Consider the following 25,636-nt stretch of genomic DNA (forward strand, 5'->3'; position numbering starts at 1 on the left):
CGGCCGCTGGCCGGCAACCCGACGCACGTGGACGAGGACCTGGTAGTGCCGGCCGCTGGCCGGCAACCCGATGCGCATGGGCGACGGTCATGACGCTGCCGGCCAGCGGCCGGCACTACCCCCGCGGCTGCGTCAGGTCGACGTTCTCCACCAGGAAATCAAGGAACGCGCGCACCCGCAGCGGCAGGTAGCCCCCCTGCCCCAGGAACACCGCGTGCACCTCTTCCAGGTCGCCCGGGTTGGCGTCCTCCAGCACCGGCAGCAACCGGCCTGCCGCGATGTCGGCCTGCACCTGGAACGCCGCCAGCCGGGCCAGGCCCAGCCCACCCAACACCAGCTGACGCAGCGCGTCGCCATTGCTGGCGCGCGCATTCCCGCTCGGCAGCACCCGCAACTGCTGGCCATCCTGCAGCAGCGGCCAGCCCTGCACCGACCGTGCATGGCCGATATCCAACCGGTTGTGCGCCAGCAGCGCGTCGGCATTGGCCGGCAGTCCGTGTCGTGTCGCATAGGCCGGTGCCGCCACGATCATCATCCGCGTTGCACCCAGCCGGCGCGCGACCAGGCTGGAACTCTTCAACGGACCGGCCCGCACCGCCACGTCCGTGCGCTGCTCCAGCAGATCGATCACCTCGTCGGTCAGCGTCAGGTCCACACCGACCTGCGGATGGCGCTGCAGGAATTCCGGCAGCAGCGGCAGCAGGAAGTGCTGGCCGAACGGCACGTTGGCATTGACCCGCAGCCGCCCACGCGGCTCGGCGTGGGCGCTGGCGCAGCGTTCGGCCTCTTCCAGATCGGCCAGCACCCGCAGGCCGCGCTCATAGAACGCGCAGCCCTCCGGGGTCAGCTGCAACTGGCGGGTGGAGCGCTGCAGCAGGCGCGTGCCCAGCCGCTGCTCCAGCCGCGCAACCAGCTTGCTGACCGCCGACGGCGTCATCTCCAGGCTGCGGGCGGCGGCGGAAAAGCCGCCGGTTTCGATCACCCGCACGAACACTTCCAGTTCGCCGGATCGGTTGATGTCGGTGCGTGCCATGTCAATGAATTCGATTCACAGATGATTGTCCATGCGCAGTCTAGGTCACAGATGACCCCGGACGCACCATGGTCGTCCCTCCCACCGGGTCATCCCGATGAATCGCCTGAGCCAACTGACCGCCACCGCCCTGCTTGCCCTGTCCGGCGCCGCCGCTGCGTCACCTGCCCCGCACTGGGTCGCCAGCTGGCAAGCCAGTCCGCAGCCGGTGTGGGCCAGCGATTTCCTGTTTCCTACCCGCATTCCCGGCCAACTGCAGGACCAGACCTTCCGCCAGAGCGCTCGCATCAGCTTGGGCGGGTCGCGCCTGCGGGTCCGGCTGAGCAATGCCTACGGCACCCAACCTTTGCGGATCGGCGCTGCCAGCATCGCCGCCCATACGGGGGACACGCCGCAGCCGCTGCGCTTCGACGGCCAGCCCGGGGTCGTGATTGCGCCCGGGCAGGACCGCCTGAGCGATCCGCTCCCCCTTCCCACCGCTGATCGGCAGGCGGTGCAGGTCAGCGTTTACCTGCCCGACCGCACGCCGCTGCAGACCTTCCATTGGGAAGGGCGGCAGACCAGTTGGATTGCGCCGGGCGACCAGCATCAACGGCCCGCGCTGCGGGACGCCAGCAGCACCACGGCCCGCCTGCTCCTGTCGGCTATCGACGTCGAGGCCCCGGCCATCGCGCGCAGCGTGGTGGTGATCGGCGATTCAATCACCGATGGCGCCACCGCCAGCCTCGACCAGGACCAGCGCTGGACCGATCACCTCGCCGCGCGGCTGGCACCAGAAGGTGTAGCGGTGGTCAATGCCGGCATATCCGGCGGTCGCCTGCTGCGCGATGGCATGGGCGAATCGGCCCGCAAGCGCTTCCAGCGTGACGTGCTCGACCAGCCCGGTGTCGCCAGTGTGATCGTGCTGATCGGCATCAACGACATCAGCTGGCCGGGCACGGCCTTTGCCCGCACGCTGGCCCGGCCCAGCCTGGCCGAGCTGCATGCCGGCTACCGCGACCTGGCCCAGCGCGCCCATGCGCGCGGCCTGCGCATCCTCGGCGCGACCCTGACCCCGTTTGCCGGCGCCCTGCCCGGCACCCCGCTGGACGACTACTACGCCGCGGACAAGGACGCCCTGCGCCAGCGGCTCAACGCTTGGCTGCGCACGGACAGCCCGTTCGACGCGGTGATCGACCTCGACGCGGCCCTGCGCGATCCGGCCGATCCCTCACGGATGGCGGCTGCCTACGACTCCGGTGACCACCTGCACCCGGGCGATGCGGGGAACCGGGCGATGGCCGAGGCGGTGGATCTGGACGTCCTGATGGGGCCATCCACGCATGGCGTGGATCTACCGCGACGCTGAGGCCAGACAAACAAAAACCCCGGGTATGCCCGGGGTTTCGTCGCAATCAGCTGGCTGCGGGGCTTACTTGCGCTTCTTGCGCACGTACAGCACCAGCGAGTGTTCTTCCAGCTCGTAGCCGTGATCGGCAGCGATCTTGCGCTGCAGGTCTTCGATCTCGGTGCTTTCGAACTCGATGATCTTGCCGCTGTCCACATCGACCATGTGGTCATGGTGGCCGCCGCGGTCGAGTTCGTAGACGGCCTGGCCACCTTCGAAATTGTGCTTGAGCACGAGGCCGGCGGCCTCGAACTGGGTCAGCACCCGGTACACCGTGGCCAGGCCGATCTCGTCGCCATGCTCCAGCAGCTGGCGGTAGATGTCTTCGGCGGTCATGTGGTGCTGGGCATTGCGCTGCTCGAGCAGCGCCAGGATCCGCATCCGCGGATGGGTCACCTTCAGGCCGACTTTACGCAGGTCGTGGGTTTCCATAGGTCTCCGTTCATTGGCGATTTAGCGCCAGCTGCCTCGGATTGGGTCGCGGTGGCACGCCGGGAGTGTATCATCGGATTGATTTCCCCAACCGCCAGTCCCGATGCGCAATCTCCTGTTGGTCGCCGCCGTCGCCTTGTCCACCGCCGGGTGCGGCATCATCTACAAGCAACCCATCTACCAGGGCAACCTGATCCGGGAAGATGCCGTTGCCAAACTGCAGGTCGGGCAGAGCAAGCAGCAGGTCACTGCCCTGCTGGGCACCCCGTCGGTGCCGGATCCGTTCCACGCCCAGCGTTGGGACTACACCTCGACCGAACGCGTGAACCGCCTGGGCCGTACCGACGTGAAGAATTTCGTCGTGTACTTCGAAAATGATGTGGTCACCCGTTGGGATGGCGATTACTTCCCGGCCAACGACAAGGCCCTTGCCCAGCAGACCGTGCGCCAGTTCGGCCGCAATCTGCCGAAGGACAAGAAGAAGAAGGGCGGCCGCTGAGCCACCCTGCCCGTCCTCCGGACGGGCCTTGGAGATCAACCGCCGCGCGCGCGTCGCCGGCGGTTGTCCTTCGGGTCGGCCTGCAGGCCACGCAGCAGCTCCACACGATCACCATCCAGCAGCACCTGATGCGGCTGCGCCAGTACGCCATGCACGGCGGCGGCAGGACAGTCGGCACTGCCTTCGAGCCGGGCCGCTGCCACGGCATCAGCTACGGTCGCCCCCTCCTCCAGCTGCAGCCGGCGCGACAGCACCTGTTGTGGCCAGGCCAGCACGACCTCGACCTCGATCATCGTTCAGCCCTCGTCGGCGACGCGGACGAAATCGTTGACCATGCGATCGGCCAATCCCTGGAAGCCGATGGCCAGCGCCGGACCCAGCAGGCGTGAACTCGGCTCGAAGTCCAGGGTGAGGGTGACCTTGCAGGCATCTTCCGCCAGGGCGTGGAATTCCCAGCGGCCGTGCAGTTGCTTGAACGGCCCCTCGCGCAGCTGCATGTCGATGCTGTGCGGGCGTTGCAGGGTGTTTTCGGTCTGGAACCAGGTGCTGAACGAACCCAGGCCCAGGTCCAGGCGAGCGACCAGCCGGTCTTCGCCCTGCTCGAGGATGCGGGCGTCGGAGCACCAGCGGAAGCGGCGCGGATAGGCCTGGACGTCGTTGACCAGATCGAACATGCGCGCGGCCGAATGTTCGACCAGGGCACTGCGGCGGATAGTAGGCATGAATACAGGACGCTTCGGCAATCGACCGGGCGGGCCCGAATCGGAGACAATACGGAAATGAGCAAGAACACCGGCAAGGATAAAGCAAAGAGCGCGACGGCCAACAAGACCATCGCGTTGAACAAGCGTGCCCGTCACGAGTACCACATCGAAGACCGCTTTGAAGCCGGCCTGGCCCTGCAGGGCTGGGAAGTGAAGTCGATCCGTGCTGGCCGCGGCAACATCGTCGACGCCTACGCCTACGTGAAGGATGGCGAGATCTTCCTGATCGGCGCGCAGATCACCCCGCTGATCCAGGCCTCCACCCACGTGGTGGCCAACGACCGGCGCGAGCGCAAGCTGCTGCTGCACCGGAGCGAGATCGACAAGCTGGTCGGCAAGGTCGAGCGCGATGGCTACACGATCGTGCCCACGGCCATGTACTGGAGCAAGAACAAGATCAAGCTGGAAGTGGCGCTGGCCAAGGGCAAGCAGACCCACGACAAGCGCGATGCCGCCAAGGATCGTGACTGGGCGATCGAGAAGCAGCGGGTGATGCGTCGCGGCAACCGCGACGCATAAGGACGCCTACCCGCTTTCGTGTAGAGCCGAGCCATGCTCGGCTTCGGCAAAGAAGCAGCCGAGCGCAGGCTGGCTCTACAAGACCCCGATCAGCCTGCCAGCAGGCCCTGCCCGCGCAGACGCGGTGACAGCGCCGCGTGCATCACCGCCAGGTGCATCACCACCGACAGCTCCGGGGCATGGCGATCATCACCCGCCCTCCACTGCTGCGCCAGCCGCGCAGCATCAACGGGCAGCAAGGCCAGCAACTGGGCATCATCCAGCGCATCGGCGGACGCCTGCAGCTGCCGCGCCAACTGCCGCGACTGCCACACGTGCACGCCGATGCTGAGGCTGGCCAGCGACATCAGGGTCAAGGCAAGGCCGTGCTCGAACCACTGTGACAGCACATCCGGGCCCCACAACAGCGCGGCCAGCACCGCCAGCGCCGGCAGCCGCCACCCCAGCCAGTGGAAGCGGCCACGCCGCGGCCAGTGCACCACCACCGCACTGGCGATCAGCGCAGCTGCAGCCGTGGCCGGCAGCTCGGTGGCCCACGTTCCAGCCAGCAACACCGCCAGCACCGCCCAGACCCAGCCAGGCGGCAGTGCCCGCCGCTGGTAATCGGCCCCTACCGGGCCAACCAGCTGACGCAGGCTGCGCTGTTGCATTGCTTCGGTCACCGGCCGTCTCCGTCTCTGTGCTGGCTCGAATGGTCGTAGCCAGTGTGTCGCAAATTCGTGCCAACGACGTTAGCAATCCGCTATGACGGAGGCTCTACAACATGTTGCGGATTGACGTGGCGACCGGCCGACGCCTGCCATTCACGCCGCGCGGAGATCCTTGCTGAGGAACACGCGACTGGTCCCCGGCGGATCGCACGGGACCTGGCCGAATACGGTCCAGCCATGCTTCACATAGAAGTCCGGCGCCTGGAAGCTGATGGTGTAGAGCACGGCGGAACGGCAGCCGCGCCGGCGCGCTTCCTCTTCGGCAGCGGCAAGCATCTGCGACCCCAGGCCATTACCCCGCTGTGCGGGCGGCAGGTAGAACAGGTCGACGAACAACAGGCCCAGCGAGGTGCGCCCGCTCAAGCCACCCACCACTTCGCCGCTGGCCGGATCGGTGGCCAGCACGGCCAAGGTGCGTCGATCGGCATGGCCGGCCGCCTGCAGATTGAACTGATCCAGGCCATCGGCAATCAGCTCCAGTGCTTGCGGGCTGGGGGCGTCGGTCACGGCGATTTCGAGCTGCATACGGTCCATTCCCTGGGCGACTATCGGAACCGCCGATGCTAGCAAGTGACCTGCGGAAGCGGGTGACTGTTCAGGTTTTTGGCGTAGCATGCGCAGCGTTGGGCAGCTACTGACCGTGGCGACACGGAACAGGCCTCGTACCTTGCAGAACTTGAAGAAACCGGGGGTGCATTGTCCCCGTGACGCCATCGGCGCCGGTTTCGCAAAAACAAAAATAACGAAGCCCATCAATGCCTTAGCTTGATGGGCTTTTTCGTTCATGCCTGCCGCATGGGCTGAAATGGGTATCGATTGGCAGCGTTTGGTCAACTTTTTGGTCAACATTCGATGTTGACCGTTGCCGCCGTCAGCGCGCCGACGGATCTCCGAGCTGCTGGTTCTCGTCCTCCAGCCGCTTGATCGCTATGCCCATCACACTATGGAGGCGGTTATGCGGCTGACTAATCTCATCGAACAAACGGTCCGACTCGGCCTTGGTGGGCGCCGACAACATAGCCCAGACTCGATCTACGACGTCGCCGAGTAAATTCGCAACCTCCGCCGTATGGATTCGCGATTCCAGCGGGATAAGGTCCAGGGCGCTTAGCTGAACTTCCTGATCGATTTCGGGCGAGAACTTGATCTTCAGCCAACCTACTCCCTGTCGAAACATGGCGTCCTGCTCCTTCTTTGCAGCGTTGCCCGCGCGAACAAGCCTCAGCACCATCGGCTGAAGTGCCAGGAGGTTCGTCCGCTCGGCATCGAGCCGCCGCATCCTCAACTGGTCGTAACGCTGCTCCCGACGCAGATCCCCCTCATGACGCCTTCGATCTTTCTCCGTGACGTGGTCCTGGAGCCATTTCAGACCGAAGCCGAGGATCAGCGTGGCCACCGGCACCAGCCACTTCCAGTGGTCGCCAGCACTCGCCGCTGCAGTGGCCGCCGGCGCCGCCTTGACGGTCGCCAGGAAAAGAGCTTCCAGCATCTTCATCCCCCCAAGGTCCCGCCTCCATCTTGCCTGAACGATTTGACGAACTGATCAAATCGGCGGTTTGAGCAAATCGCCAAAGCAGCCGAGCCCCTGCGGGCGAGCCGCTAGTCCATCCAGACGAATGGCCGCTTCATGGTCCCCTTGGCCAAACGATTCTCCCTTACGGCCTCCCTCCAGCGGCGGATCGTCCGGCCCGCTGGTGGAGCGTACGGGCCAGTAGAGGGGTCGGGCGGCGGTAACGCCAGCCGCCCACCCAACGTGGCCAGCAACAGACTCCGCTCCTGCCTTGGCCAACCAACCGATATGGGCTTATTCCGAATAGTGATCATTCGTCACTGGGGGGGGGGCGGTCTGTGCCGCGTTAGCCGCATTACGAATCCCACCAGCCAGGAGATGTCGTCCATCAGAAGTGCCCATCAAAAAGCATAGACCCCAGCCCCCCCCCCAACCGGCATGCGGTAGAACACTCCGAAATTCAGTGCATCACATTCCCAGGATCAGCACATGGAACAACGTAATCGGATTTTTACCCCGCAACGCATGAAGCAACTTATTCTGGCAACATCTTGCGCCATGGCACTAGCTCCGCTGGCCGCGAATGCCCAAAACTCCGACTCATTGGCGCGCTATCAGTGGCACCTACATAACACTGGGCAAAAAGTGCAGGCCGACACCCTTCCGGTCAGTGGAGTAGACCTTAAAGTGGATAGCGCATACAAAGCGGGGATCCATGGAAAAGGAGTCACGATCGCGATCGTCGACGACGGACTACAAATCGCACATCCCGACCTCGCCGCAAATATAGCGAAAGTCGCGGGAAAGAATTTTGCCAATCAATCAAATGACCCCACGCCGAGCAACCTGAATGCAGACAACCACGGGACCATGGTTGGGGGGATCGCAGGCGCGGTCGGAAACAACAATGTGGGCGTCCGCGGTGTTGCGCCTGCCGCAACCCTCAAGGGCTTCAACGTACTCTCCCAAACAGCCCAAGGGTCGCAGACCAGCAATATTGAATACTCTTGGTGGAGTGGCGCAGAAGTTCAAGATGTCGACGTATTTAACAACAGTTGGGGCACTGGCCCGAGCAATGGATCACTGCCATTTACTTTCAGCCAGAACGAAGTAAATAGTTTTGAGCGCGCCATGAAAAGCACTCGCGGAGGGCGCGGAGGAATTTACGTAAAATCCGCGGGAAACAACTTTAATAATGCCTGGAATGAAGGAGATAAGCGGGACTATTGCACCCAAGATACCATCACAAAAGGCAATGGCTGCATACCTGCGACTCGCGACCCCCGCAACAATCTTCAAACAGTTATTACAGTCGGAGCTGTCCGCGCAGACGGAATCCGCTCGTCATACTCATCTGTAGGTTCGTCACTGTGGATCTCCGCATTTGGCGGAGAGTCCGGTTGGGAGAAAAGCTATAGATCCGGCCAAGCTAAAGAATACTACGACCCCGCCATTTTAACCACTGACGCCATTGGTTGCAGCGAGGGAGGCAACCAAAATTCTCTGATTCGAAACTCACTAGATGGTTCGAATTCAATGATTGATAAAACTTGCAACTACACAGCAAAGATGAACGGCACATCTGCGTCAGCCCCGATGATCTCCGGTGTGGCTGCATTGATGTTGGAAGCAAATCCCACCCTTAGCTACCGTGAAGTCAAATACATCTTGGCTACAACTGCAGTTCAGACGGACAAGACCCACAACGGCTGGGTGAAAAACAAAGCGGGACACAACTACAGCAATTGGTACGGCTTTGGCCTGGTCAACGCGGCAGCGGCCATAGATGCAGCTGATAAGTTCAAGACGCCATTCCCGGCACTAGTGGACACTGGCTGGTCGGCCAACGCGAATAGCGTGGCCATTGGAGGGACCACAAAGCCCGCAGTGATTTCGATAGATTTTACAAGCGCACCCAGCAAGATTGAAACTGTTCAGATTGGTTTTGAAGTGAGCCACACAAATACCCGACGAATCCAGTTTGTATTGATATCGCCGGCTGGCACCCGCAGCGTTGTGCAACCTGCCTACACTGCTATCGGATCCGGAAAGCACTGGCTTTTCGGGAATACTACTCAAGCCAATTTCTCTGCATGGAATTTCGTCGCAAGCAATGCATTTCTCGATGAGGATGGCAAAGGCAAATGGAAACTTGAAGTTTCCGATCTTGGCTTAGGTGCAAGCGCACAACCTCTAGGCAACCTGACCTCCTTCAACATTCGCGTCCTGGGGCACTAACGATGAACAAGATCGTATTTTTGACCATGCTCGGAATGTTCGGCACCCCCTTTTCAATCCTTGCACAGACCAACGGAAGCTCTGCTTCCCAAGGCAAGCCGCTAAGTAGCGTCGACGCAGCAGAACTGAAGGGCGCGGCTACCGGCCGGCAGTTTCAGGTCGGCAAAGCTCAGTTTCGGCTGGCGCCTTCCGCGGCGGTTCAACGCAAGAATGGAAATGATTTTCTGATTACGCCGTCTGCCACACCAGAGACGTCCGGCGCGCCGCCTTCGGGCTCTCGCAAGAAGCGTTCTACGGACACCCCAGCAAGCGAAGCAGGATCTAGCAGCGGCAAACTTGCAGCGGCCGTTTCGCCAGACGGTGCGCCAATCGTCGTCACCTCCAGTGTCAACCTCTACTTTTCTGACGAAGCAGCGGTCAAGCGTGCAGCACAGGTCACGAGTGGGAAGGTGGCAAGTGTTTCAACCGCCTCAGGAAAAGCAGTTGTTGAGTACACATCCGTGGACTCCGCACTGGATGCGGTGTCACGCCTGAAATCTGTTGCGGGCATCATTGACGCCGAGCCCGCCGTGGTGCAGTGGACGGAAGTTAAGTAAAGCCGTCCGTTGATGCAGCTGTGTTTCCAGTCGGGCATTCCATATGCCCGACTGGATTCTATTGAATTTTATCGAAACCTTTCCCGCCGACTCGAACTCTTCTGGGCCCTTGCCTCAGATATCCGGCAAACCCAACGCCCGGCGCACCGAGGTCAACATGACGGTGGTTGTTCGTGCCAGCGCGTGCTGATCACGCGTCACCTGGTCGTACATCTGCAACAACTCCGGAGGCACCTGGCCCACTCGACCAGCTTTGAAGGCCTCCATCGAGACCACCTGAGCTCTATAGCGCTCGTCTTCCATGCCCTTTTCCAGTACCTGACGGCGAGAGTGCCGCTTCCTGGATGCCGTGGGTACCACATCCTGGCCTGTTGCAGCAAAAGAAGAATCCCGCCCTTGGTCCAGTGGCGACTACCTGAACGTCCTTCGTGTCCATCGACTGCTGACCCCTGTTTCAGTGGAGTCGGCAACATCGCCGATCCGCCGCGCCTGGGTCATGGGCAAGATGAAAGCCCCTAAGACCGAGTCCGGCGTTCGCGAGGTGCAGCTGCTGCAGCCGGCGATCGACGCCCTGAATGCTCAGCGGGCCCACACCGCCACCGCCGGCGAGTTCGTCTTCCACGATCCCAGGACAAATGCCCGATGGGGGTCCGACCAAAGCATCCGTGCCGGCGAATGGCAGCGCGCGCTGCGCAAGGCCGGCGTCCGGTACCGGTACCCGTATCAGATGCGCCACACCTTTGCCTCTCAGGCGCTCAGCGCGGGCGAGAACGTGATGTGGGTGGCGAGGCAGATGGGGCACCGCGACTAGACGATCACCGCCAAGAAGTACGGCCGGTGGATTCCTTCGATGGTCCCCGATGCCGGCGCCAAGGCCGCGGCGGTCTGGAATCCGCTGACTGCCCCCCTGCCCCGCAGCCTGCTGCTGGACAGCAGCGGCGACTGAACGGTTCCGGCACCATCCCCTGGGCGCGTGACTGTTCAGGAAGATTGCCGTACCATCCACGTCGTTAGGCGGGTTCTTGGTCAACATTTGGTCAACCAAGGGCCTGAAAGCCTTGCAATACTTGAAGAAACCGGGGGTGCATTGGTTTCGACGGGGGTTGTGAAGTCGCCTGGCGCATGCCGAGGGGGTAGCTTTCCTCGTAAATCCAGCTGCAAAACTCTAGTTGCCAACGACGACAACTACGCTCCGGTCGCTCTCGCAGCCTAAAAACTGCGGTGCGTGACCTTCTGCCGACTTAGGCGGAGCCTCGAAACTGCTTGTGTCCATGCTCGCAGCGTAGAGTCATTATCATGGAATCGCGCTGGGCGGCTGCCTGTCAGTCCGGCACAAGAACACAACAGGCTGGTTCCCGGGTGCGCTTTGCACACCGTGCTGCTCGGGGATGAGATTCAACGGTGAGCTAAGCATGTAGTGCTGGGGATGGAGTGCCTTCGGACGGCGGTTCAATTCCGCCCACCTCCACCATTTGTACCGCCCTTCGGGGCACGAAAAGCCAGATCTCCCGTCGATTGGGGTCTGGCTTTTTTGTTGGCCGCATCAGGTCCAGAACCGCTGCCTCGACAAGGAGAAGCACCGTGGCGTTGATGAACAGCTCCGAATGCAACTGCAAGGCACGCAGCGATACGGCGCTCTGCCCGATCTGCGATGCAGCTGCCCCACCGGCCACTCAGCAGCCAATGGACGCTGTCTATGCGGCACCGGTATCGCGATCCCCGCCTATCGCCAGGAACCGTGCCATCTACATCCTGCTCGCCCTGTTCCTGGGCATTTTCGGCGTCCACAACTTCTATGCCGGTTACCACGGACGCGCGATCTGCCAACTACTGATCACGCTGTTGTTGGGCTGGCTCTTGATCGGCGTGCTGTTCACCGGCCTATGGGCGCTGGTGGAAATGATCACAGTGGAAACCGACGCCTCTGGCGTGCAGATGGTGTAGTCCTTGGCTACGGGAGGGACTGCCATGGATCTCCACAGAATCGACGTTGCCTCCTGGCTCGACCAGATCCTGGATCAGGATCCGGCAACCTTCGAAGACGCCTACTGGGGTCTTCGCCCGGCTGCGGCCATTGCGGTGCCGCACCTGCTTGCTCGGCTGCCGGCCGTGGATGATGGTTACTCGCGCGGAAAGCTGCTGGAACTGCTCGGCGAATCAGGCGACAGCACGGTCAGCCCGACCCTGCGGGCTGAGCTGCAGCATCCGTTGGAAGAGGTCCGCCAGTGGGCGCAACTGGCCTTGGATGCCCTTGATCGGGAATTGCTTGGCAGCCCAGCGAGGGGGCCTAGCCGACAACGCTGCCCTGCCCCACACTTCAACCTGTCTTCCCGGACTTGGTGCCGGCGCCTCCGCTGCTCCGCGACATACAGAAGGATCTGCAATGAACAAGCCGCTTATCGCCCTGCTGCTGGGCCTGCCCTTGACAACCGCCGCTGTTGCCGCACCTCCGGAAACCAGCACCACCGCGCTGGAAACTCTGCTGGCCTGCAAGGCGGGTTCCGATTTCACTGAAGCGCAGGTGGAGCAGGCATTCCATGCCGCCGGCCTGAGCCGCGACCCCGGCAGCGTGTTCGAGCCCAAGGGCAAGCCGGTGGCGCTGTTCGGAGGCACCGTGGCCAGCGCGGATGTGAGCATTTCCAAGCCCTACAAGAGCCTGCATGTGTATCTGCAGGGCGTCGATCACCAGCGTTTGGCCCGATCCTGGGGAGTGACGACGGTCAACGACGCGGCCGAGACCGAAGCGCCTTCCTACCTCAAGAAGATTGATGCCACGCACACGCTGCATGTGGGTGCCAGTGACGACTATGAAGGTTATTCGGCTGCGGTGACCTGCCTGATCGAGGGATGATCTGCGGGGAGACCGGCTGACAGGCGGGGTTCGCCGAGCACGGTCCGGCGCTGCCGCAGGCCTGCTTCCGCGTTGACACGCCTGCCGCTAGAGTGGCGCCAGCGCAGGGAGTTCACATGGAAAGAACAGGCATCGGCGTCATCCGCTCCACCTTCGTCCTCATTGCCCTGCTGACCCTCAGCGGGTGCGCGACGCTGCGCCAGTTCGGCCCATCGGTGCAGGTGGGCACGGTCACACCGGGCCAGTACATCGCGCTCAAGCGCGGTGACATCCTCACCAGCGGCAAGCTCAGCGCGGCCACCATGGAGACCCTCCGTGTGGCCGGCCTGGACGAGGGCGCCTGTGCCAAGCCCGGCCTGCCCTGCATCGAGGCGATGGAGGGCAGCATCGTCGTCCGCGAGGAAGACAAGCGCTCGGCGCTGGCCGAACTGTGGGTGCAGTACGCGATGACGATGCCGGCGCCGAAGCGCGAGTCGGCGTCGGTGGCCCGCAGCAAGGCCGCGACCGCCCCGCCTGACCCGACCTTCCAGCCGCGCCTGGATGCGTGGATGCAGATCGCGCGGCAATCCTATGCATATCTGTTCTTCACCGAACGCACCGCCAACCAGCGTGGCTTCGAAGATCGCCAGACCCAGGTGCGCGACTACTACAACCTGGCCGTGCAGGAATCAGCCGTGCTGCTATTCGACGCGTATTCGAGCAAGCAGGTGCGCAACGACAACGGGCGGTTCCAGCTGGGACGCTGGACCTTCGTGCTCGCGCCTGCCGACGATGGCCCGGCAGCGGACACCCGCGAGCCGCTGGAACTGGTACCGGCCGCATCGATGTCCTTCACCGGCACCCTGCGCAGCGTGCATCGCCGCGATGGCTTCGGCGCCGAACTGGTGGCGGTGATGGCAGACCCGGCCAGCACCGGCCTGGCGGCCGCCGCCGCTGGTACCGCAACGACGGCCGAGCGCGACTGGAGCGAGATGCCGTCGCCGTCGATGACCGTGCTGTTGCGTTTTTCCGGCAACAACCTGTGGGAAGTGCTGCACGACGACGAGCCGGAACTGGAGATCCACGACCCGTACCAGGTGGCGGTGGTGGAACTGCACGGCGAGCAGGTGCCACTGGCGGCGAACTTCACCGCCGGTTACGCGCTGTGGCTGGCCCGCTCCAACTTCAGCCGGCAATCGCTGCGTACGCTGTTCGGCGGCAAGGGCGGCATCGACAAGCCGCATCTGTTCATGATGCAGCCGTACGATCCGGACCGCCGCGTGCTGCTGATGATCCATGGCCTGGCCAGCAGCCCGGAGGCGTGGGTCAACGTGGCCAACGAGCTGATGCGTGACGATGAGATCCGCGGCGACTTCCAGATCTGGCAGTTCTACTACCCGACCAACATGCCGATCGCCCTCAGCCACGATGAGATCCGGCGGATCCTGCACGAGGCACTGCAGCACTTCGACCCAACCGGCAAGGCACTGGCATCGCACGACATGGTGGTGGTCGCGCACAGCATGGGCGGAGTGATTTCGCGGTTGATGGTGTCCTCCTCCGGTGATCATCTGGTCGACACCCTGCTGGCGACTGCGCAGATGACCCCGGCGCAGCGCGAACTGCTGCGTACGAAGGGCGCGCCGGTGCTGACATTCCAGCCGGAACCGGAAATCTCACGGGTGGTGTTCATCGCTACCCCCCATCGCGGCACCGATGTTGCCGGCACGCGCCTGGGGCGCTGGCTCGGCCGCTTCGTGCGCCTGCCGCTGACCGTGCTGGAGGATGTCGCGACATTGGCAAACGACGGCAAGGTCGAGCGCAACGATGACAAGCACGGCTACCAGATGAACAGCATCCAGAACCTGGACAAGGACGATGCCTTCGTCAAGGCCGTGGCCGATCTGCCGATATCGCCGAAGGTGCGTTACCACTCGATCATCGCGCGCACCCAGGCTGAAGGTCCTCTGGAAAAGACCGACGATGGACTGGTCCCCTACTGGAGCTCGCACCTGCCGAAGGCCGTCTCGGAAAAGGTGATCGTGTCCGGTCACAGCGTGCAGGAAGCCACGCCGGCCATCGTCGAACTTCGCCGCATCCTGCATGAGGATATGGAGGCTCATCCTCTGCCGGCGAAGTAGCGCACGACTTACAGCAACCATGGCCCGCGCTTTCCCGTCCGGGCCACCGACAACGAGGCAATGGAATGCATATCTCAACACTGGTCGAGCTGCTCGGCAGCAAGGGCTCGGATGCTCATCTGCAGGCATGGTTCGCGCAGCACGGTATCAGCAAGCCCCCGACCACGATCAGCGCGAACCAGGGGCAGAAATCGGTCAAGGACAAGCTCCACGACATGGAGTTCTACTTTGCCTTCGACATCATCAATGATCGCTTCTATCCGCCCACCGTCGGAGCGCGTGGCAGCCTGCTGAGCCACTTCAAGTCCGCCACCCTGTTCAGTCGCCGGCCCAAGGGCAATCCGCCAAAGCCCGAAGGCTTCTGGGACGGATACGTGCAGCCAGCAGCCACACTCCAGGACTGCCTGGCGTACTTCAACGGCCGGTTGGAAGAATTCGGCGACACCGTCTACTTTGAAAAGCCGCTTACCGGGGACGTCGACATCAAGCTCTGGTTCTGCAAGCGCAGGCAGCGCGTGGACACCATCCAGATCAATCTTCATGAGGACCGCGAGTTCGTCGGCCATCATGATTTCGACCCTGGCAATGAACACAACACCACCCCGCAGGCGGCAACGCTGGTGCTGAAGTGGCTGTTCGATCGCCGGCACCTACGGGTGCCGCAGGCACTCTACGAGGCCGGGTTGGAGGATGATCACCAGGCGATCCTGCGCTTTGCCGATCAGCATCTTGGCAACCACGTCTGGGCAGGCCAGCTTCACGATTCACCTGCGCTGCGCAGCGTGCTGGCCCACACCAGGACCACCCGCCCGCTGCAACTGGACAACGGCAGCCCGCTGCACCTGTTCGACAAGTGGCTGTACCTGAAGGCAGGCGGAGCATGGGAACGGCATCAGGCCCTCTACAACGACGACACACTGGCGGACTGGAGTGCGAGCGTGGATGCGTTCGAACGCGCGGTGGTGCTTGATGCCGCGCAGCGACAGGCTTTCCTGGCAATGCTGGACGACGCCTACCAGCGGGTTCGGCAAGCGCACCCTGCCTGATCGCATTGGGGGAAATCCCTCATCGTGCGTACGCATCGCTCTGGCTAAGGTGACCACTCTCTTCCGCAGGAGGTTCGCATGAACACGTCAGAGCCCAGCCGTCAGCCCAGCCCCGACCCGGCCGAGCGCGATGCGTTTTTCCCGTCGCCGTATTCGTTGTCCCAGTTCACTTCGGCAACCACCGATCTGTCCGGCGCGGACTATCCCGATGCCCGTCGTGACGGACGCTGGAAAGTGCTGATGATCGCCGCCGACGAACGTTATCTGCCGACCGCCAACGGCCACCTGTTCTCGACCGGCAACCATCCGGTGGAGACGCTGCTGCCGATGTATCACCTGCACAAGGCCGGTTTCGGCATCGACGTGGCGACGCTGTCGGGCAACCCGGTGAAGTTTGAATGGTGGGCGTTCCCACGCGAAGACCGCGAGATCGGCGGCCTGTACGAACGCTACGAATCCCGCTTCCGCCAGCCTCTGCACCTGGACGACGTGGCGGGGGCACTCGATGCCGGTTCGGACTACGCCGCAGTGTTCATTCCCGGTGGTCACGGCGCGTTGATCGGCCTGCCGGAAAGCCGCGCGGTGAAGGCCACCCTGCAGTGGGCGGTGGACAATCAACGTCACATCATCACCCTCTGCCACGGCCCTGCCGCGCTGCTGGCGGCCGGCGTGGATGAAGCCGGTGGCGGTTCATTGTTCCGCGGTCATCGAATCTGCGCCTTCCCCGATGCGATGGACCGGCAGACCCCGGATATCGGCTACATGCCTGGGCAACTGCCGTGGTTCTTCGGTGAGCGCCTGGCCCAGCAGGGCGTGCAGATCGTCAACGAGGGCATCGATGGCAGCGTGATGCAGGACCGCCTGCTGTTGACCGGCGACAGCCCGCTGGCGGGCAATGCGCTCGGCAAGCTGGCTGCGCGCACCCTGCTGGATGCGTTGGCCGGTCGCTGAGAGGACAGGCACTTCCTGCCGATGCAGGCTGCGTGCTACACAGGACCGCACCTGTGTTCTGCTGCAGGTGTGGCGTCGGCACGCTGTTGCCAGCGGCGGTCGGCAGTCATTGCATCAATGGAGTCTGGTAGCACCCACGACAACAAGGAGCGTGTTCGATGATGCTGCACAAGAAACTGTTCGCGTGTTCATTCGGTGCCGTGCTGGCGCTTGCCGCGCTGGTGCCTTCAGCGCCGGCAAATGCCGCCGAAGAGGTCGGCCTGCAGGAAGAGTGCGTGCCCTTCCGTGCCGGCTTCGGCATCCACCAGCGTTGCACGCTGTACGTGGTCTATGACGATGGCACCCGCGTGGCCAGCGACCACTACAACCGCGACGAGAACGGGATGATGTACGACCCCTGATCGCCCAGTGGCATCTGCCGGGCGGTCGCACGCCGTCCGCCCGGCCCTTGCAGCCGCCCATCCCGGCATACCGCTGCCCTTGCCGTCCATGGCATTCTCCATGAAACCGCTTTCATGGAATGGAGGGATTCCACGATGTTGTCTCGCTTCCGCACGTCCGCGCTCTGCGCACTCCTGGCTTTTGCTCTGCCCGCCGTAACCTGGGCAGCCTCACCCGCACCGTTGAAGGTCATGTCATTCAACGTGCGCACGCCTGCCGACACCGACCCTGGCAAGCGCTGGGAAGACCGCCGCGATGCCATGGTCAAGGTGATCCAGCAGGCGCATCCGGCGGTGATCGGCACCCAGGAGCTGGTGCTGGAGCAGGCCAACTACCTGGCCGAGCATCTGCCCGACTATCGCTGGTTCGGCGAGGGCCGCCGCGGGGGCAGCGGCGACGAGCACATGGGCGTTTTCTACGACAGCAAGGTGCTGGCAGTGGAGCAGTCCGGTAACTTCTGGCTGTCCGATACACCCGAGGTTGCAGGCAGCATCAGCTGGGGCAACCTGTTCCCGCGCATGGTCACCTGGGCCGTGTTCCGTCGCCTGGATGATGGCCGTCGCTTCTACTTCATGAACACTCACCTGCCCTACCGCGACGAGGACGAACCGCGGCGGATCAAGGGTGCAGAACTGATCGCCACGCGCGTGGCCGCGCTGCCTTCCGATCTGCCGGTGGTGCTGACCGGTGATTTCAACAGCGAGCCCGGCGGCGGCACCTATCAGGCCTTCACCCGGGTGCTTCAGGACACCCGTCGCCAGGTCAAGTCGCCGCAGGGTCCGCACCTGACCTTCCACAACTTCACAGGAACGGCGACCGCCGAGCTGGACTGGGTGCTGGTACGTGGCTTCCACGCGCGCAGCTTCCTGACCGATGACCGCCGCATCGGCGGCGTGCTGCCCTCCGACCACTTCCCGCTGGTCGTTGAGCTGGACTGGCCGAAGCACTGAGCACTGCAGCGACCCTCGCTACGACGACGGTCGCTTGCCCAGCAGGCGGTACAACGCCTGGTGCTGGTCGCGCGCCTGGCAGATGCGGGCGCCGACGGCCAGGAACACCGCAATGCCGACAAGGCCAACCCCCAGCATTGAATCGGGCAGGCGCAGGAAGCCGATCATCGCGGCCATTGCCGCCAGCACCACCAGCACCACCACGCCGACCGACAGCCCTGCCCCCGGCAGGCCGGGGTCGCCCAGCAGCGTCCGTTGGGCCGATTGCTTCTGTTCGCTCATGTCCCGTCCTCCCTTGGTTTCCCCAGTAGTTACACGGTGGGCCGCAGTTCCGGCAGAGTCAGAAACGTCATGACCGCGAGAACGCGCGCGGCGGCGCACGCGCTACCCTGCCGGCATCCTCATTGAGCGGAGACGGCACATGACCCATCGCAGCCGACTGGCGGGCTTCATCATCGATTGCCAGGACACGCCTGCCGCGGACAGCGCACGCTTCTGGGCCGCAGCGCTGGGCCTGCAGGCCGAGCCCGCCCGTGCTGAAGGCGACGCAGAGTATGCCGATCTGACAGGCGCGCCGGCGGGATTGAACGTGGAGGTGCAGCGGGTCGATCACCCGTCGCGGGTGCATCTGGATATCGAAAGCGACGACATCGACGCCGAAGCCGAACGGCTGGAAAAACTCGGTGCCCGCCGGGTCGGTTTCGTCAAACGCTGGTGGGTGATGGAAGCGCCCACCGGTCATCGATTCTGCATCGTGCGCATGCGTGATCACGATGCTCCGGCCAACCACTGGCCATGATGAAAAAAGGGACGGAAGCAGATGCTTCCGTCCCCTGTCGATCAGCGCGCCTGCGCCACGCTCGGCGCCTGCGGTGACTGGCCCCAGCCACCGAGTGCCTTGTACACACCCACGACACTGACATTGACCTCTGATTCGGCGGCCGCCAGTGCATCATCGGCCACCAGCTGCGTGCGCTGCGCGTCCAGCAGGGTCAGGAAGTCTTCCGAGCCCTCGCGGTAGCGGATCTGCGCCAGCGATTCGGCACGCCGTGCCGCCTGCGCCTGCTCGACCACGATGGCCAGCCGCGCCTGCTGCTTGGAGTAGCGGGTCAACGCATTTTCGGTGTCTTCCAGCGCCAGCAGTACCGCCTGTTCGTACTGCGCGGCTACGCCCTCGGCTTCGGCCTTGCTGGCACGCAGGCGCGCCTTGACCGTGCCGAAATCGAATGCCGCCCAGCTCAACGACGGGGTCAGCGACCAGGCCTTGTTGTTGCCGTTGACCAGGCCACTGGCATCGCCGCCAAGGAAGCCGACGAAGCCGGACAGCGACAACCGCGGGAACAGATCGGCCGTGGCAACACCGACACGCGCGGTGGCGGCGGCCAGGCGACGCTCGGCCACACGCACGTCGGCACGCTGGCGCAGCAGTTCGCGGGTATCACCCAGCGGCAGTGCCTTTGCAAACGCCGGCACTTCGTGCGGTGCCAGCATGGCGGTCAGCACTTCCGGACGCTGGCCTAGCAGGACAGCCAACCGGTTGCGCGACTGCGTCTCGGCCACTTCCAGCAGCGGGATGTCGGCCTCGATGGCCTTCAACCGTGCCCGGCTGCTCTGCACGTCCAGCTCGCTGCCGGCACCCAGTTCCCAGCGCGCCTCGGTCAGCCGCTGCGTATCGCGCAGGTTGACCAGGGTGCGCTGGGCCACCGCGATGCGCTTCTGGGTGCCACGCAGTTCGAAGTAGTTGCGTGCCACTTCGGCAGCGATCAGCACCTGCGCGTCGGCAAGGTTGGCCTGCTCGGCGTCCAGGTCGGCACGCGCGGCCTCTGCAGCGCGGCGCTTGCGGCCGAACAGATCCAGCTCCCAGCCCGCATCGAAGCCGAGCTGGTAGCTTTCACTGAACACCCGCTGCCCACCCAGCTGCGGATCGGGTTGCTTGCGGCGGTCGTAGCTGCCGCCAGCGGTAACGTGTGGCGCCTGGTCGAAGCGGCTCTCGACAAACACAGCACGGGCCTGGCTGACACGGGCGACAGCGACGCGCAGGTCCAGGTTGTCCGACAGCGCGCCGTGGACCAATTCTTCCAGCACCGGGTCATCGAACTGCGCCCACCAGCTGGCCACCGGCGAGGTGGTGCTGAAGACCGGCTGCTGTGCACCCTGCAGGACGACGGGCTCCTGCACCGGTGCCTTGTAGTTGGGGCCGACGCTGACACAGCCCGCCAGCACCAGGCTGGAGACGGCCATCGCCAGAGTGCGGATCACCATGGCAGCACCTCGCCCAGGTAGGTGAAGCTGCCGCTGGCGCCGGACTCGCCGATCAGCGCCATCTGCACGCTGGAACGCGCGCCCTCGGCGATTTCGATCTCGCCGTTGCCACCGTTCATATCGGTTTTCACGTAGCCGGGGTGCACGGTGTTGACCTTGATCGGCGTACTGCGCAGTTCATGGGCCAGGGCCAGGGTCCAGCTGTTCACCGCGGCCTTGGACGCGTTGTAGGCCGGGATCTTGAAGTCGTAGATGCCCGAGGTCGGATCGGCATGCAGGGTCTGCGAGCCGAGCATGCTGGAGACGTTGACGATGCGGCCGGACTTGGCCTGCTTGATCAGTGGCAGGAAGGCCTGGGTCACCGCCACCAGCGCATACACGTTGGTCTCGAACGTGCGACGCCAGGTGTCCAGCGACTGCTCCGACGGCAGTTGTGCCGGGTTCTCGATCATGATGCCGGCGTTGTTGACGAGGATGTCCAGACGACCGTGGCGCTGGCGCACCTGCTCGACCGCCTCGGCGATGCTGGCGCCATCGTTGACGTCCAGCTGCAGCGCTTCCACCGGCAGGCCCTCGGCCTGCAGCTTCAACGCCAGCTCCACTGCGGTTTCGCGCTTGCGCCCGGCCAACAGCGTGTGCACGCCGGCCTGTGCAAGCTGGCGCACGGTTTCCAGGCCGATGCCGCGGGTTGCGCCGGTGACCAGCGCGATCTTGTTCTGATGGGTGTTCATGGATTCATTGCCTTGGTAGGGGGAAGCAGGCGCCGGTGGTTGCCGGCGCCGCTGTTTTCCATGTCAGTGGTGGATGGTCGGCTCGCCGTGCTGCACCAGCTGGCCACCACCGTTGCGGGTGACGAACTTGCGCAGTGCCACGTAGAACACCGGGGTCAGGAACAGGCCGAACAGGGTCACGCCCAGCATGCCGGCGAACACGGTGATACCGGTCACCGAGCGCACTTCGGCGCCAGCGCCATGCGACAGCACCAGCGGCACGGTGCCGGCGATGAAGGCGATGGAGGTCATCACGATCGGGCGCAGACGCAGGCGGCAGGCTTCCAGTGCCGCTTCGACGATGCCCTTGCCGCCCATCTCCAGCTCTCTGGCGAACTCGACGATCAGGATCGCGTTCTTGCACGCCAGGCCCATCAGCACCACCAGGCCGACCTGCACGAACACGTTGTTGTCGCCGCCGGTCATCCACACGCCGAACAGCGCGGACAGCAGGGTCATCGGCACGATCAGGATCACCGCCAGCGGCAGCGACCAGCTTTCGTACAGCGCGGCCAGCACCAGGAAGGCCAGCATGATCGCCACCGGGAACACGATGAAGGCCGCCTTGCCCTGGGTCGCCTGCTGGTAGCTCAGGTCGGTCCACTCGGTAGCCATGCCCACCGGCAGCACCTTGGCGGCGATGGCGGTGAGGTTGTTCATCGCTTCGGCCGAGGACAGCACACGCGGGTCGGCTTCACCGGCCAGGTCAGCGGCCGGATAGCCGTTGAAGCGCAGCACCGGGTCCGGACCGTAGGTTTCCTTGACGGTGACCATCGAGCCGATCGGCACCATCTCGCCACGGTCGTTGCGGGTCCGCAGCTTGCCGATGTCCTCGACGCTGTCACGGAACTGGCCATCGGCCTGTGCGATCACCTGCCAGGTACGTCCGAACTGGTTGAAGTCGTTGACGTAGGCCGAACCCAGGTAGGTCTGCAGCGTGTCGAACAACTCGGTCAGCTGTACGCCCTGGGCCTTCGCCTTGACACGGTCCACCTCGGCATCCAGCTGCGGCACGTTGGCCTGGTAGCTGGTGATCGGGAAGGCCATGCCCGGGGTCTGCGCAACCGCACCCTGCATCGACTGCACCGCGTTCTGCAACGCGCCATAGCCGAGGTTGCCACGGTCCTGGATGAACATCTGGTAGCCGTTGCCGTTACCGAGGCCGAGGATCGGCGGCGGCATCATGGCGAAGGCGAACCCTTCCTGCAGGCCTGCGATCTTCTGGTTGATCTCCGCATTGATCTGCGCCGCGGTGCGGCCATGGCGCTCGCTGAACGGCTTGAGCGGAATGAACGCGACACCGGTGTTGGGCGTATTGGTGAACTGCAGGGCATTCAGACCGGGGAACGAGATGGTGTGAGCCACACCGTCGGTTTCCTGGGCGATCTTGGCGACCTTGCGCAGCATTTCATCGGTACGCGCGATCGACGAACCCTCCGGCAGCTTCACACCGGCGATCAGGTACAGCTTGTCCTGGGTCGGAATGAAGCCCGGCGGGACCAGCTTGAAGATGAAACCGGTACCCACCAGCAGCACCGCATACACCACGAACACCGCACCACGACGACCGAGGATCTTCGACACGCCACGCTCGTACTTTTCCGAGCTGGACTTGAAGAAGCGGTTGAACGGACGGAACACCCAGCCGAACAGACGGTCGATGATGCGGGTCGGGGCATCCTTCGGCGCGCCATGCGGCTTGAGCAGGCGGGCCGCCAGGGCCGGCGACAGGGTCAGCGAGTTGATCGCCGAGATCACCGTGGAGATGGCGATGGTGACCGCGAACTGCTTGTAGAACTGACCGGTGACGCCCGACAGGAACGCCATCGGCACGAACACCGCACACAGCACCAGCGCGATGGCGATGATCGGCCCGGACACTTCGCGCATCGCCTGATGCGCAGCGGCCAGCGGGGTCAAGCCTTCTTCGATGTTGCGCTCAACGTTTTCCACCACCACGATCGCGTCATCGACCACGATGCCGATCGCCAGCACCAGGCCGAACAGGCTCAGCGTGTTGATCGAGAAGCCCAGCAGGTACAGCGCGCCGAACGTACCGACGATCGACACCGGCACCGCGATAAGCGGGATGATCGAAGCACGCCAGGTCTGCAGGAACAGGATCACCACCAGCACCACCAGCGCGATGGCTTCCAGCAGGGTGGAGACCACGGCCTTGATCGAGTCGCGCACGAAGATGGTGGTGTCATACACCGCTTCGTACTTCACGTCGGCCGGCATGGTCTTCTGCATCTCGTCCATGCTGGCCATCACCGCATCGCGGATCTCCAGCGCATTGGCGCCGGGGGCCTGGAAGATACCGATACCCACCGCGTTCTTGCCGTCCAGCTGCGAGCGCAGCGTGTAGTCACCGGCACCCAGTTCGACACGGGCCACGTCCGCCAGCCGCACCACTTCACCGTCGGTGCCGCTCTTGAGCACGATGTCGCCGAACTCCTGCTCGCTGCGCAGGCGGCCCTGGGCATTGATCAGGGTCAGGAACTGGCTGTTGGGCATCGGCTCGGCGCCGAGCTGGCCGGCCGAGACCTGCACGTTCTGCTCGCGCATGGCGCGCACCACGTCGCTGGCGGTCAGGCCGCGCGCGGCCACCTTGTCCGGGTCCAGCCAGGCGCGCATGGCATAGTCACCACCGCCGAAGATCTGTGCGTCGCCGACGCCCTGGATACGTGCCAGCGCGTCCTTGACGTGCAGGCGGGCGTAGTTGCGCAGGTACAGGGTGTCGTACTTGCCGTTGGGCGAGGTCAGGTGCACCACCATCAGGAAGGTGGGCGACTGCTTCTGGGTGGTCACGCCTTGCCGGCGCACGTCCTCGGGCAGTCGCGCCTGGGCCTGGGCAACGCGGTTCTGCACCTTCACCGCCGCTTCGTCCGGGTCGGTGCCCGGGCGGAAGGTGATGGTCATCTGCAGCACGCCGTCGGAACCGGCCACCGACTTGAGGTAGATCATGCCCTCAACGCCGTTGATGGCCTCCTCCAGCGGGGTGGCCACGGTTTCGGCGATCACCTTCGGGTTGGCGCCCGGGTAGACCGTGCGTACGACCACCGACGGCGGCACCACTTCGGGGTACTCACCGATGGGCAGCATCGGAATCGAGATCAGGCCTGCGGCGAAGATCACGATCGACAGCACCGCCGCGAAGATCGGCCTGTCGATGAAGAAACGGGAAAAGTCCATGGAAGAATTCCTGGAAAAGGCCGTCGGCGGGCAACAGCCGCCCTGCCCCTCGCCAATCTGGCGAAGGCAGTGACGGCTGCCGCTGGCACCGGCAGCTAAGCGGGGACGCGGATCAGGAGCCGGCGGATCAGTGGTTCAGTGCGGCAGTTGCATCGCGACCCGGCGCCGGCGCAGCGGTGGGCTGCATCGCCACCGCCTTCGCCTGCACCGGCATACCGGGCATGAAGACCTTCTGCACGCCATCGATGATCACCTTGTCACCGGCGGCCAGGCCCTGCTCGACGATGCGCAGGCCTTCGGCGGTGCGGCCGAGGCGGATGTCACGGCGCTGGGCCTTGCCATCCTTGTCGACCACGTACACGTACTTGCGGTCCTGGTCGGTCAGCACGGCCTTGTCGTCGATCAGCATGGCCTGGAACTGGCCGCTGCCGAGCAGCTGCACGCGGGCGAACAGGCCCGGGGTGAACTGGCGATCGGCGTTGTCCAGCAGCGCGCGGACGCGGATGGTGCCGGTGCTGCGGGTCACCTGGTTGTCGAGGAAGTCGACCTTGCCCGAGTGCGGGTAGCCTTCTTCACCGGACAGGCCGATCTTCACCGGCAGCTCGCTGTCGCGCTCGCTCGGGCGCTCGCCCTTGCGTGCCATCTGCGCGTAGCGCAGGAAGGTGCTTTCGTCGGCATCGAAGTACACGAACACCGTATCCAGCGAGACCAGCGTGGTCAGCACGCTGGCGCTGTCGCCGGCGGTGACCAGGTTGCCGGCGGTGACCATCGCCCGGCCGGCACGGCCGTCGATCGGCGCACGCACCTTGGTGAACTCAAGGTTGAGGCGGGCTGCATCCAGGGCGGCCTGCGCAGCCTGCACCGCCGCACCGGACTGGTCGGCGGCCGCACGACGCTGTTCGGCCGTTTCGGTGGAAATCGCCTGCTGCTCGGCCAGGCGCTTGGCACGCTCGGACTCGCTGCGGGCCAGCACCGCCTGGGTACGCGCACGGGCCAGTTCGGCGTTGGCGCGATCGTACTCGGCCTGGTAGCTGCGGGCATCGATGGTGAACAGGACGGCGCCCTTCTTCACTTCTTCGCCTTCAACGTAGTTGACCTTGTCGATGTAGCCGGACACGCGCGGGCGCAGCTCGACGCTCTGCACGGCCTCGACGCGACCGCTGAATTCGTCCCACTGGCTGACCTGCTTGAGCAACACGGGGGCAGCGCTGACCTGCGGCGGGGGCGGCGCGCCGGCTTCTTCGGCATGGCCTCCGCTGCAGGCCGCCAGGACGGCGGCAGCGAGGATCGACACGCCAGCCATCGCGATGCGATGACCGAAACGATGTGGAGTGGTATTGGGGGAAGTCATGGCATGCATCC

The 25,636-nt window shown here is 64.2% G+C and carries 27 protein-coding genes and 1 other RNA gene; 15 read left to right on the forward strand and 13 right to left on the reverse strand.

All coding sequences use genetic code 11. The features are described from left to right. Positions 1-115: 115 nt before the first annotated feature. Entirely contained in the window at positions 116-1,033 is a 918-nt protein-coding gene (locus AC1DKR_RS11290; protein ID WP_394198357.1) for a LysR family transcriptional regulator, read from the reverse strand. Positions 1,034-1,130: 97 nt separating this feature from the next. Between AC1DKR_RS11290 and AC1DKR_RS11295 the strand changes: the two genes are divergently transcribed. Continuing rightward, positions 1,131-2,381: an SGNH/GDSL hydrolase family protein gene (locus tag AC1DKR_RS11295; RefSeq protein ID WP_478032909.1), complete on the forward strand. Its 1,251-nt coding sequence runs from the start codon at positions 1,131-1,133 to the stop codon at positions 2,379-2,381. Between the two features lie 63 nt (positions 2,382-2,444). On the opposite strand, the gene fur is transcribed toward AC1DKR_RS11295, so the two are convergent. Continuing rightward, entirely contained in the window at positions 2,445-2,852 is a 408-nt protein-coding gene (gene fur, locus AC1DKR_RS11300; RefSeq protein ID WP_025878865.1) for a ferric iron uptake transcriptional regulator, read from the reverse strand. A gap of 103 nt (positions 2,853-2,955) precedes the next feature. Between fur and AC1DKR_RS11305 the strand changes: the two genes are divergently transcribed. Then, on the forward strand, positions 2,956-3,351 hold the full coding sequence (locus AC1DKR_RS11305; RefSeq protein WP_428704189.1) for an outer membrane protein assembly factor BamE: 396 nt from the start codon (positions 2,956-2,958) through the stop codon (positions 3,349-3,351). Between the two features lie 35 nt (positions 3,352-3,386). Here the strand turns inward: AC1DKR_RS11305 and AC1DKR_RS11310 are convergent, their stop codons facing one another. Together AC1DKR_RS11310 and AC1DKR_RS11315 are read right to left on the reverse strand one after the other, a co-directional pair. Next, positions 3,387-3,644 (reverse strand): RnfH family protein, encoded by a 258-nt coding sequence (locus AC1DKR_RS11310; RefSeq protein WP_025878863.1) that lies wholly within the window; start codon positions 3,642-3,644, stop codon positions 3,387-3,389. A 3-nt stretch (positions 3,645-3,647) separates the two neighbouring features. Further along, positions 3,648-4,073: a type II toxin-antitoxin system RatA family toxin gene (locus tag AC1DKR_RS11315; RefSeq protein ID WP_025878862.1), complete on the reverse strand. Its 426-nt coding sequence runs from the start codon at positions 4,071-4,073 to the stop codon at positions 3,648-3,650. 57 nt (positions 4,074-4,130) lie between these two features. Here AC1DKR_RS11315 and smpB point away from each other — a divergent pair, with 57 nt between their 5' ends. Then, positions 4,131-4,634, forward strand: coding sequence for an SsrA-binding protein SmpB (gene smpB / locus AC1DKR_RS11320; protein ID WP_025878861.1), 504 nt, complete (start codon positions 4,131-4,133; stop codon positions 4,632-4,634). 89 nt (positions 4,635-4,723) lie between these two features. Here smpB and AC1DKR_RS11325 read toward each other — a convergent pair whose 3' ends face one another. The 3 genes from AC1DKR_RS11325 to AC1DKR_RS11335 form a co-directional block, all read right to left on the reverse strand. Further along, on the reverse strand, positions 4,724-5,296 hold the full coding sequence (locus AC1DKR_RS11325) for a hypothetical protein (RefSeq protein WP_108264897.1): 573 nt from the start codon (positions 5,294-5,296) through the stop codon (positions 4,724-4,726). Positions 5,297-5,437: 141 nt separating this feature from the next. Further along, a complete protein-coding gene (locus AC1DKR_RS11330) occupies positions 5,438-6,193 on the reverse strand; it encodes a GNAT family N-acetyltransferase (protein WP_312786053.1) in 756 nt (251 codons plus the stop codon). A 22-nt stretch (positions 6,194-6,215) separates the two neighbouring features. After that, the gene (locus AC1DKR_RS11335) at positions 6,216-6,839 is read right to left on the reverse strand and encodes a hypothetical protein (protein WP_312786052.1); all 624 of its coding nucleotides are present in this window, start codon (positions 6,837-6,839) and stop codon (positions 6,216-6,218) included. 504 nt (positions 6,840-7,343) lie between these two features. On the opposite strand from AC1DKR_RS11335, the gene AC1DKR_RS11340 reads away from it, so the two are divergent. Both AC1DKR_RS11340 and AC1DKR_RS11345 read left to right on the forward strand, forming a co-directional pair. Beyond that, complete coding sequence (locus tag AC1DKR_RS11340; RefSeq protein ID WP_478032912.1) at positions 7,344-9,092, forward strand: S8 family serine peptidase; 1,749 nt, start codon at positions 7,344-7,346, stop codon at positions 9,090-9,092. A gap of 2 nt (positions 9,093-9,094) precedes the next feature. Beyond that, the gene (locus tag AC1DKR_RS11345; protein WP_312786050.1) at positions 9,095-9,688 is read left to right on the forward strand and encodes a DNA breaking-rejoining protein; all 594 of its coding nucleotides are present in this window, start codon (positions 9,095-9,097) and stop codon (positions 9,686-9,688) included. Between the two features lie 114 nt (positions 9,689-9,802). On the opposite strand, the gene AC1DKR_RS11350 is transcribed toward AC1DKR_RS11345, so the two are convergent. Further along, the gene (locus AC1DKR_RS11350) at positions 9,803-9,991 is read right to left on the reverse strand and encodes a hypothetical protein (RefSeq protein ID WP_312786049.1); all 189 of its coding nucleotides are present in this window, start codon (positions 9,989-9,991) and stop codon (positions 9,803-9,805) included. A gap of 46 nt (positions 9,992-10,037) precedes the next feature. Here AC1DKR_RS11350 and AC1DKR_RS11355 point away from each other — a divergent pair, with 46 nt between their 5' ends. The 9 genes from AC1DKR_RS11355 to AC1DKR_RS11395 all read left to right on the forward strand — a co-directional run bounded on the left by AC1DKR_RS11355 (position 10,038) and on the right by AC1DKR_RS11395 (position 18,047). After that, positions 10,038-10,499, forward strand: a complete 462-nt coding sequence (locus AC1DKR_RS11355) for a site-specific integrase (RefSeq protein ID WP_478032916.1) — start codon at positions 10,038-10,040, stop codon at positions 10,497-10,499. 267 nt (positions 10,500-10,766) lie between these two features. After that, positions 10,767-11,159: a transfer-messenger RNA gene (gene ssrA / locus AC1DKR_RS11360) on the forward strand. A 119-nt stretch (positions 11,160-11,278) separates the two neighbouring features. Next, complete coding sequence (locus tag AC1DKR_RS11365) at positions 11,279-11,632, forward strand: TM2 domain-containing protein (protein WP_478033245.1); 354 nt, start codon at positions 11,279-11,281, stop codon at positions 11,630-11,632. Positions 11,633-12,071: 439 nt separating this feature from the next. Beyond that, on the forward strand, positions 12,072-12,539 hold the full coding sequence (locus tag AC1DKR_RS11370) for a hypothetical protein (RefSeq protein ID WP_478032918.1): 468 nt from the start codon (positions 12,072-12,074) through the stop codon (positions 12,537-12,539). A 116-nt stretch (positions 12,540-12,655) separates the two neighbouring features. Beyond that, the gene (locus AC1DKR_RS11375; RefSeq protein ID WP_478032920.1) at positions 12,656-14,659 is read left to right on the forward strand and encodes an esterase/lipase family protein; all 2,004 of its coding nucleotides are present in this window, start codon (positions 12,656-12,658) and stop codon (positions 14,657-14,659) included. Between the two features lie 65 nt (positions 14,660-14,724). Further along, positions 14,725-15,705 (forward strand): hypothetical protein, encoded by a 981-nt coding sequence (locus AC1DKR_RS11380; protein WP_478032922.1) that lies wholly within the window; start codon positions 14,725-14,727, stop codon positions 15,703-15,705. A 78-nt stretch (positions 15,706-15,783) separates the two neighbouring features. Next, complete coding sequence (gene hchA, locus AC1DKR_RS11385; RefSeq protein WP_312786045.1) at positions 15,784-16,656, forward strand: glyoxalase III HchA; 873 nt, start codon at positions 15,784-15,786, stop codon at positions 16,654-16,656. Positions 16,657-16,814: 158 nt separating this feature from the next. Continuing rightward, a complete protein-coding gene (locus AC1DKR_RS11390; protein ID WP_025878849.1) occupies positions 16,815-17,057 on the forward strand; it encodes a hypothetical protein in 243 nt (80 codons plus the stop codon). Between the two features lie 135 nt (positions 17,058-17,192). Continuing rightward, entirely contained in the window at positions 17,193-18,047 is an 855-nt protein-coding gene (locus AC1DKR_RS11395; protein ID WP_478032924.1) for an endonuclease/exonuclease/phosphatase family protein, read from the forward strand. 18 nt (positions 18,048-18,065) lie between these two features. Here the strand turns inward: AC1DKR_RS11395 and AC1DKR_RS11400 are convergent, their stop codons facing one another. Then, positions 18,066-18,329: a hypothetical protein gene (locus AC1DKR_RS11400; RefSeq protein ID WP_312107324.1), complete on the reverse strand. Its 264-nt coding sequence runs from the start codon at positions 18,327-18,329 to the stop codon at positions 18,066-18,068. A gap of 139 nt (positions 18,330-18,468) precedes the next feature. Here AC1DKR_RS11400 and AC1DKR_RS11405 point away from each other — a divergent pair, with 139 nt between their 5' ends. Beyond that, positions 18,469-18,846 (forward strand): VOC family protein, encoded by a 378-nt coding sequence (locus AC1DKR_RS11405; protein ID WP_033830848.1) that lies wholly within the window; start codon positions 18,469-18,471, stop codon positions 18,844-18,846. 41 nt (positions 18,847-18,887) lie between these two features. On the opposite strand, the gene AC1DKR_RS11410 is transcribed toward AC1DKR_RS11405, so the two are convergent. The 4 genes from AC1DKR_RS11410 to AC1DKR_RS11425 form a co-directional block, all read right to left on the reverse strand. Further along, entirely contained in the window at positions 18,888-20,309 is a 1,422-nt protein-coding gene (locus AC1DKR_RS11410) for an efflux transporter outer membrane subunit (RefSeq protein WP_025878845.1), read from the reverse strand. Next, positions 20,303-21,040, reverse strand: a complete 738-nt coding sequence (locus AC1DKR_RS11415; protein ID WP_025878844.1) for an SDR family oxidoreductase — start codon at positions 21,038-21,040, stop codon at positions 20,303-20,305. Before AC1DKR_RS11415 ends, AC1DKR_RS11410 begins: the two co-directional genes overlap by 7 nt. 63 nt (positions 21,041-21,103) lie before the next feature. Further along, on the reverse strand, positions 21,104-24,274 hold the full coding sequence (locus tag AC1DKR_RS11420; RefSeq protein ID WP_025878843.1) for an efflux RND transporter permease subunit: 3,171 nt from the start codon (positions 24,272-24,274) through the stop codon (positions 21,104-21,106). Positions 24,275-24,401: 127 nt separating this feature from the next. Next, the gene (locus tag AC1DKR_RS11425; protein ID WP_223494837.1) at positions 24,402-25,625 is read right to left on the reverse strand and encodes an efflux RND transporter periplasmic adaptor subunit; all 1,224 of its coding nucleotides are present in this window, start codon (positions 25,623-25,625) and stop codon (positions 24,402-24,404) included. Positions 25,626-25,636 lie beyond the last annotated feature (11 nt).

This window comes from Stenotrophomonas sp. 01N47 (assembly GCF_056399165.1).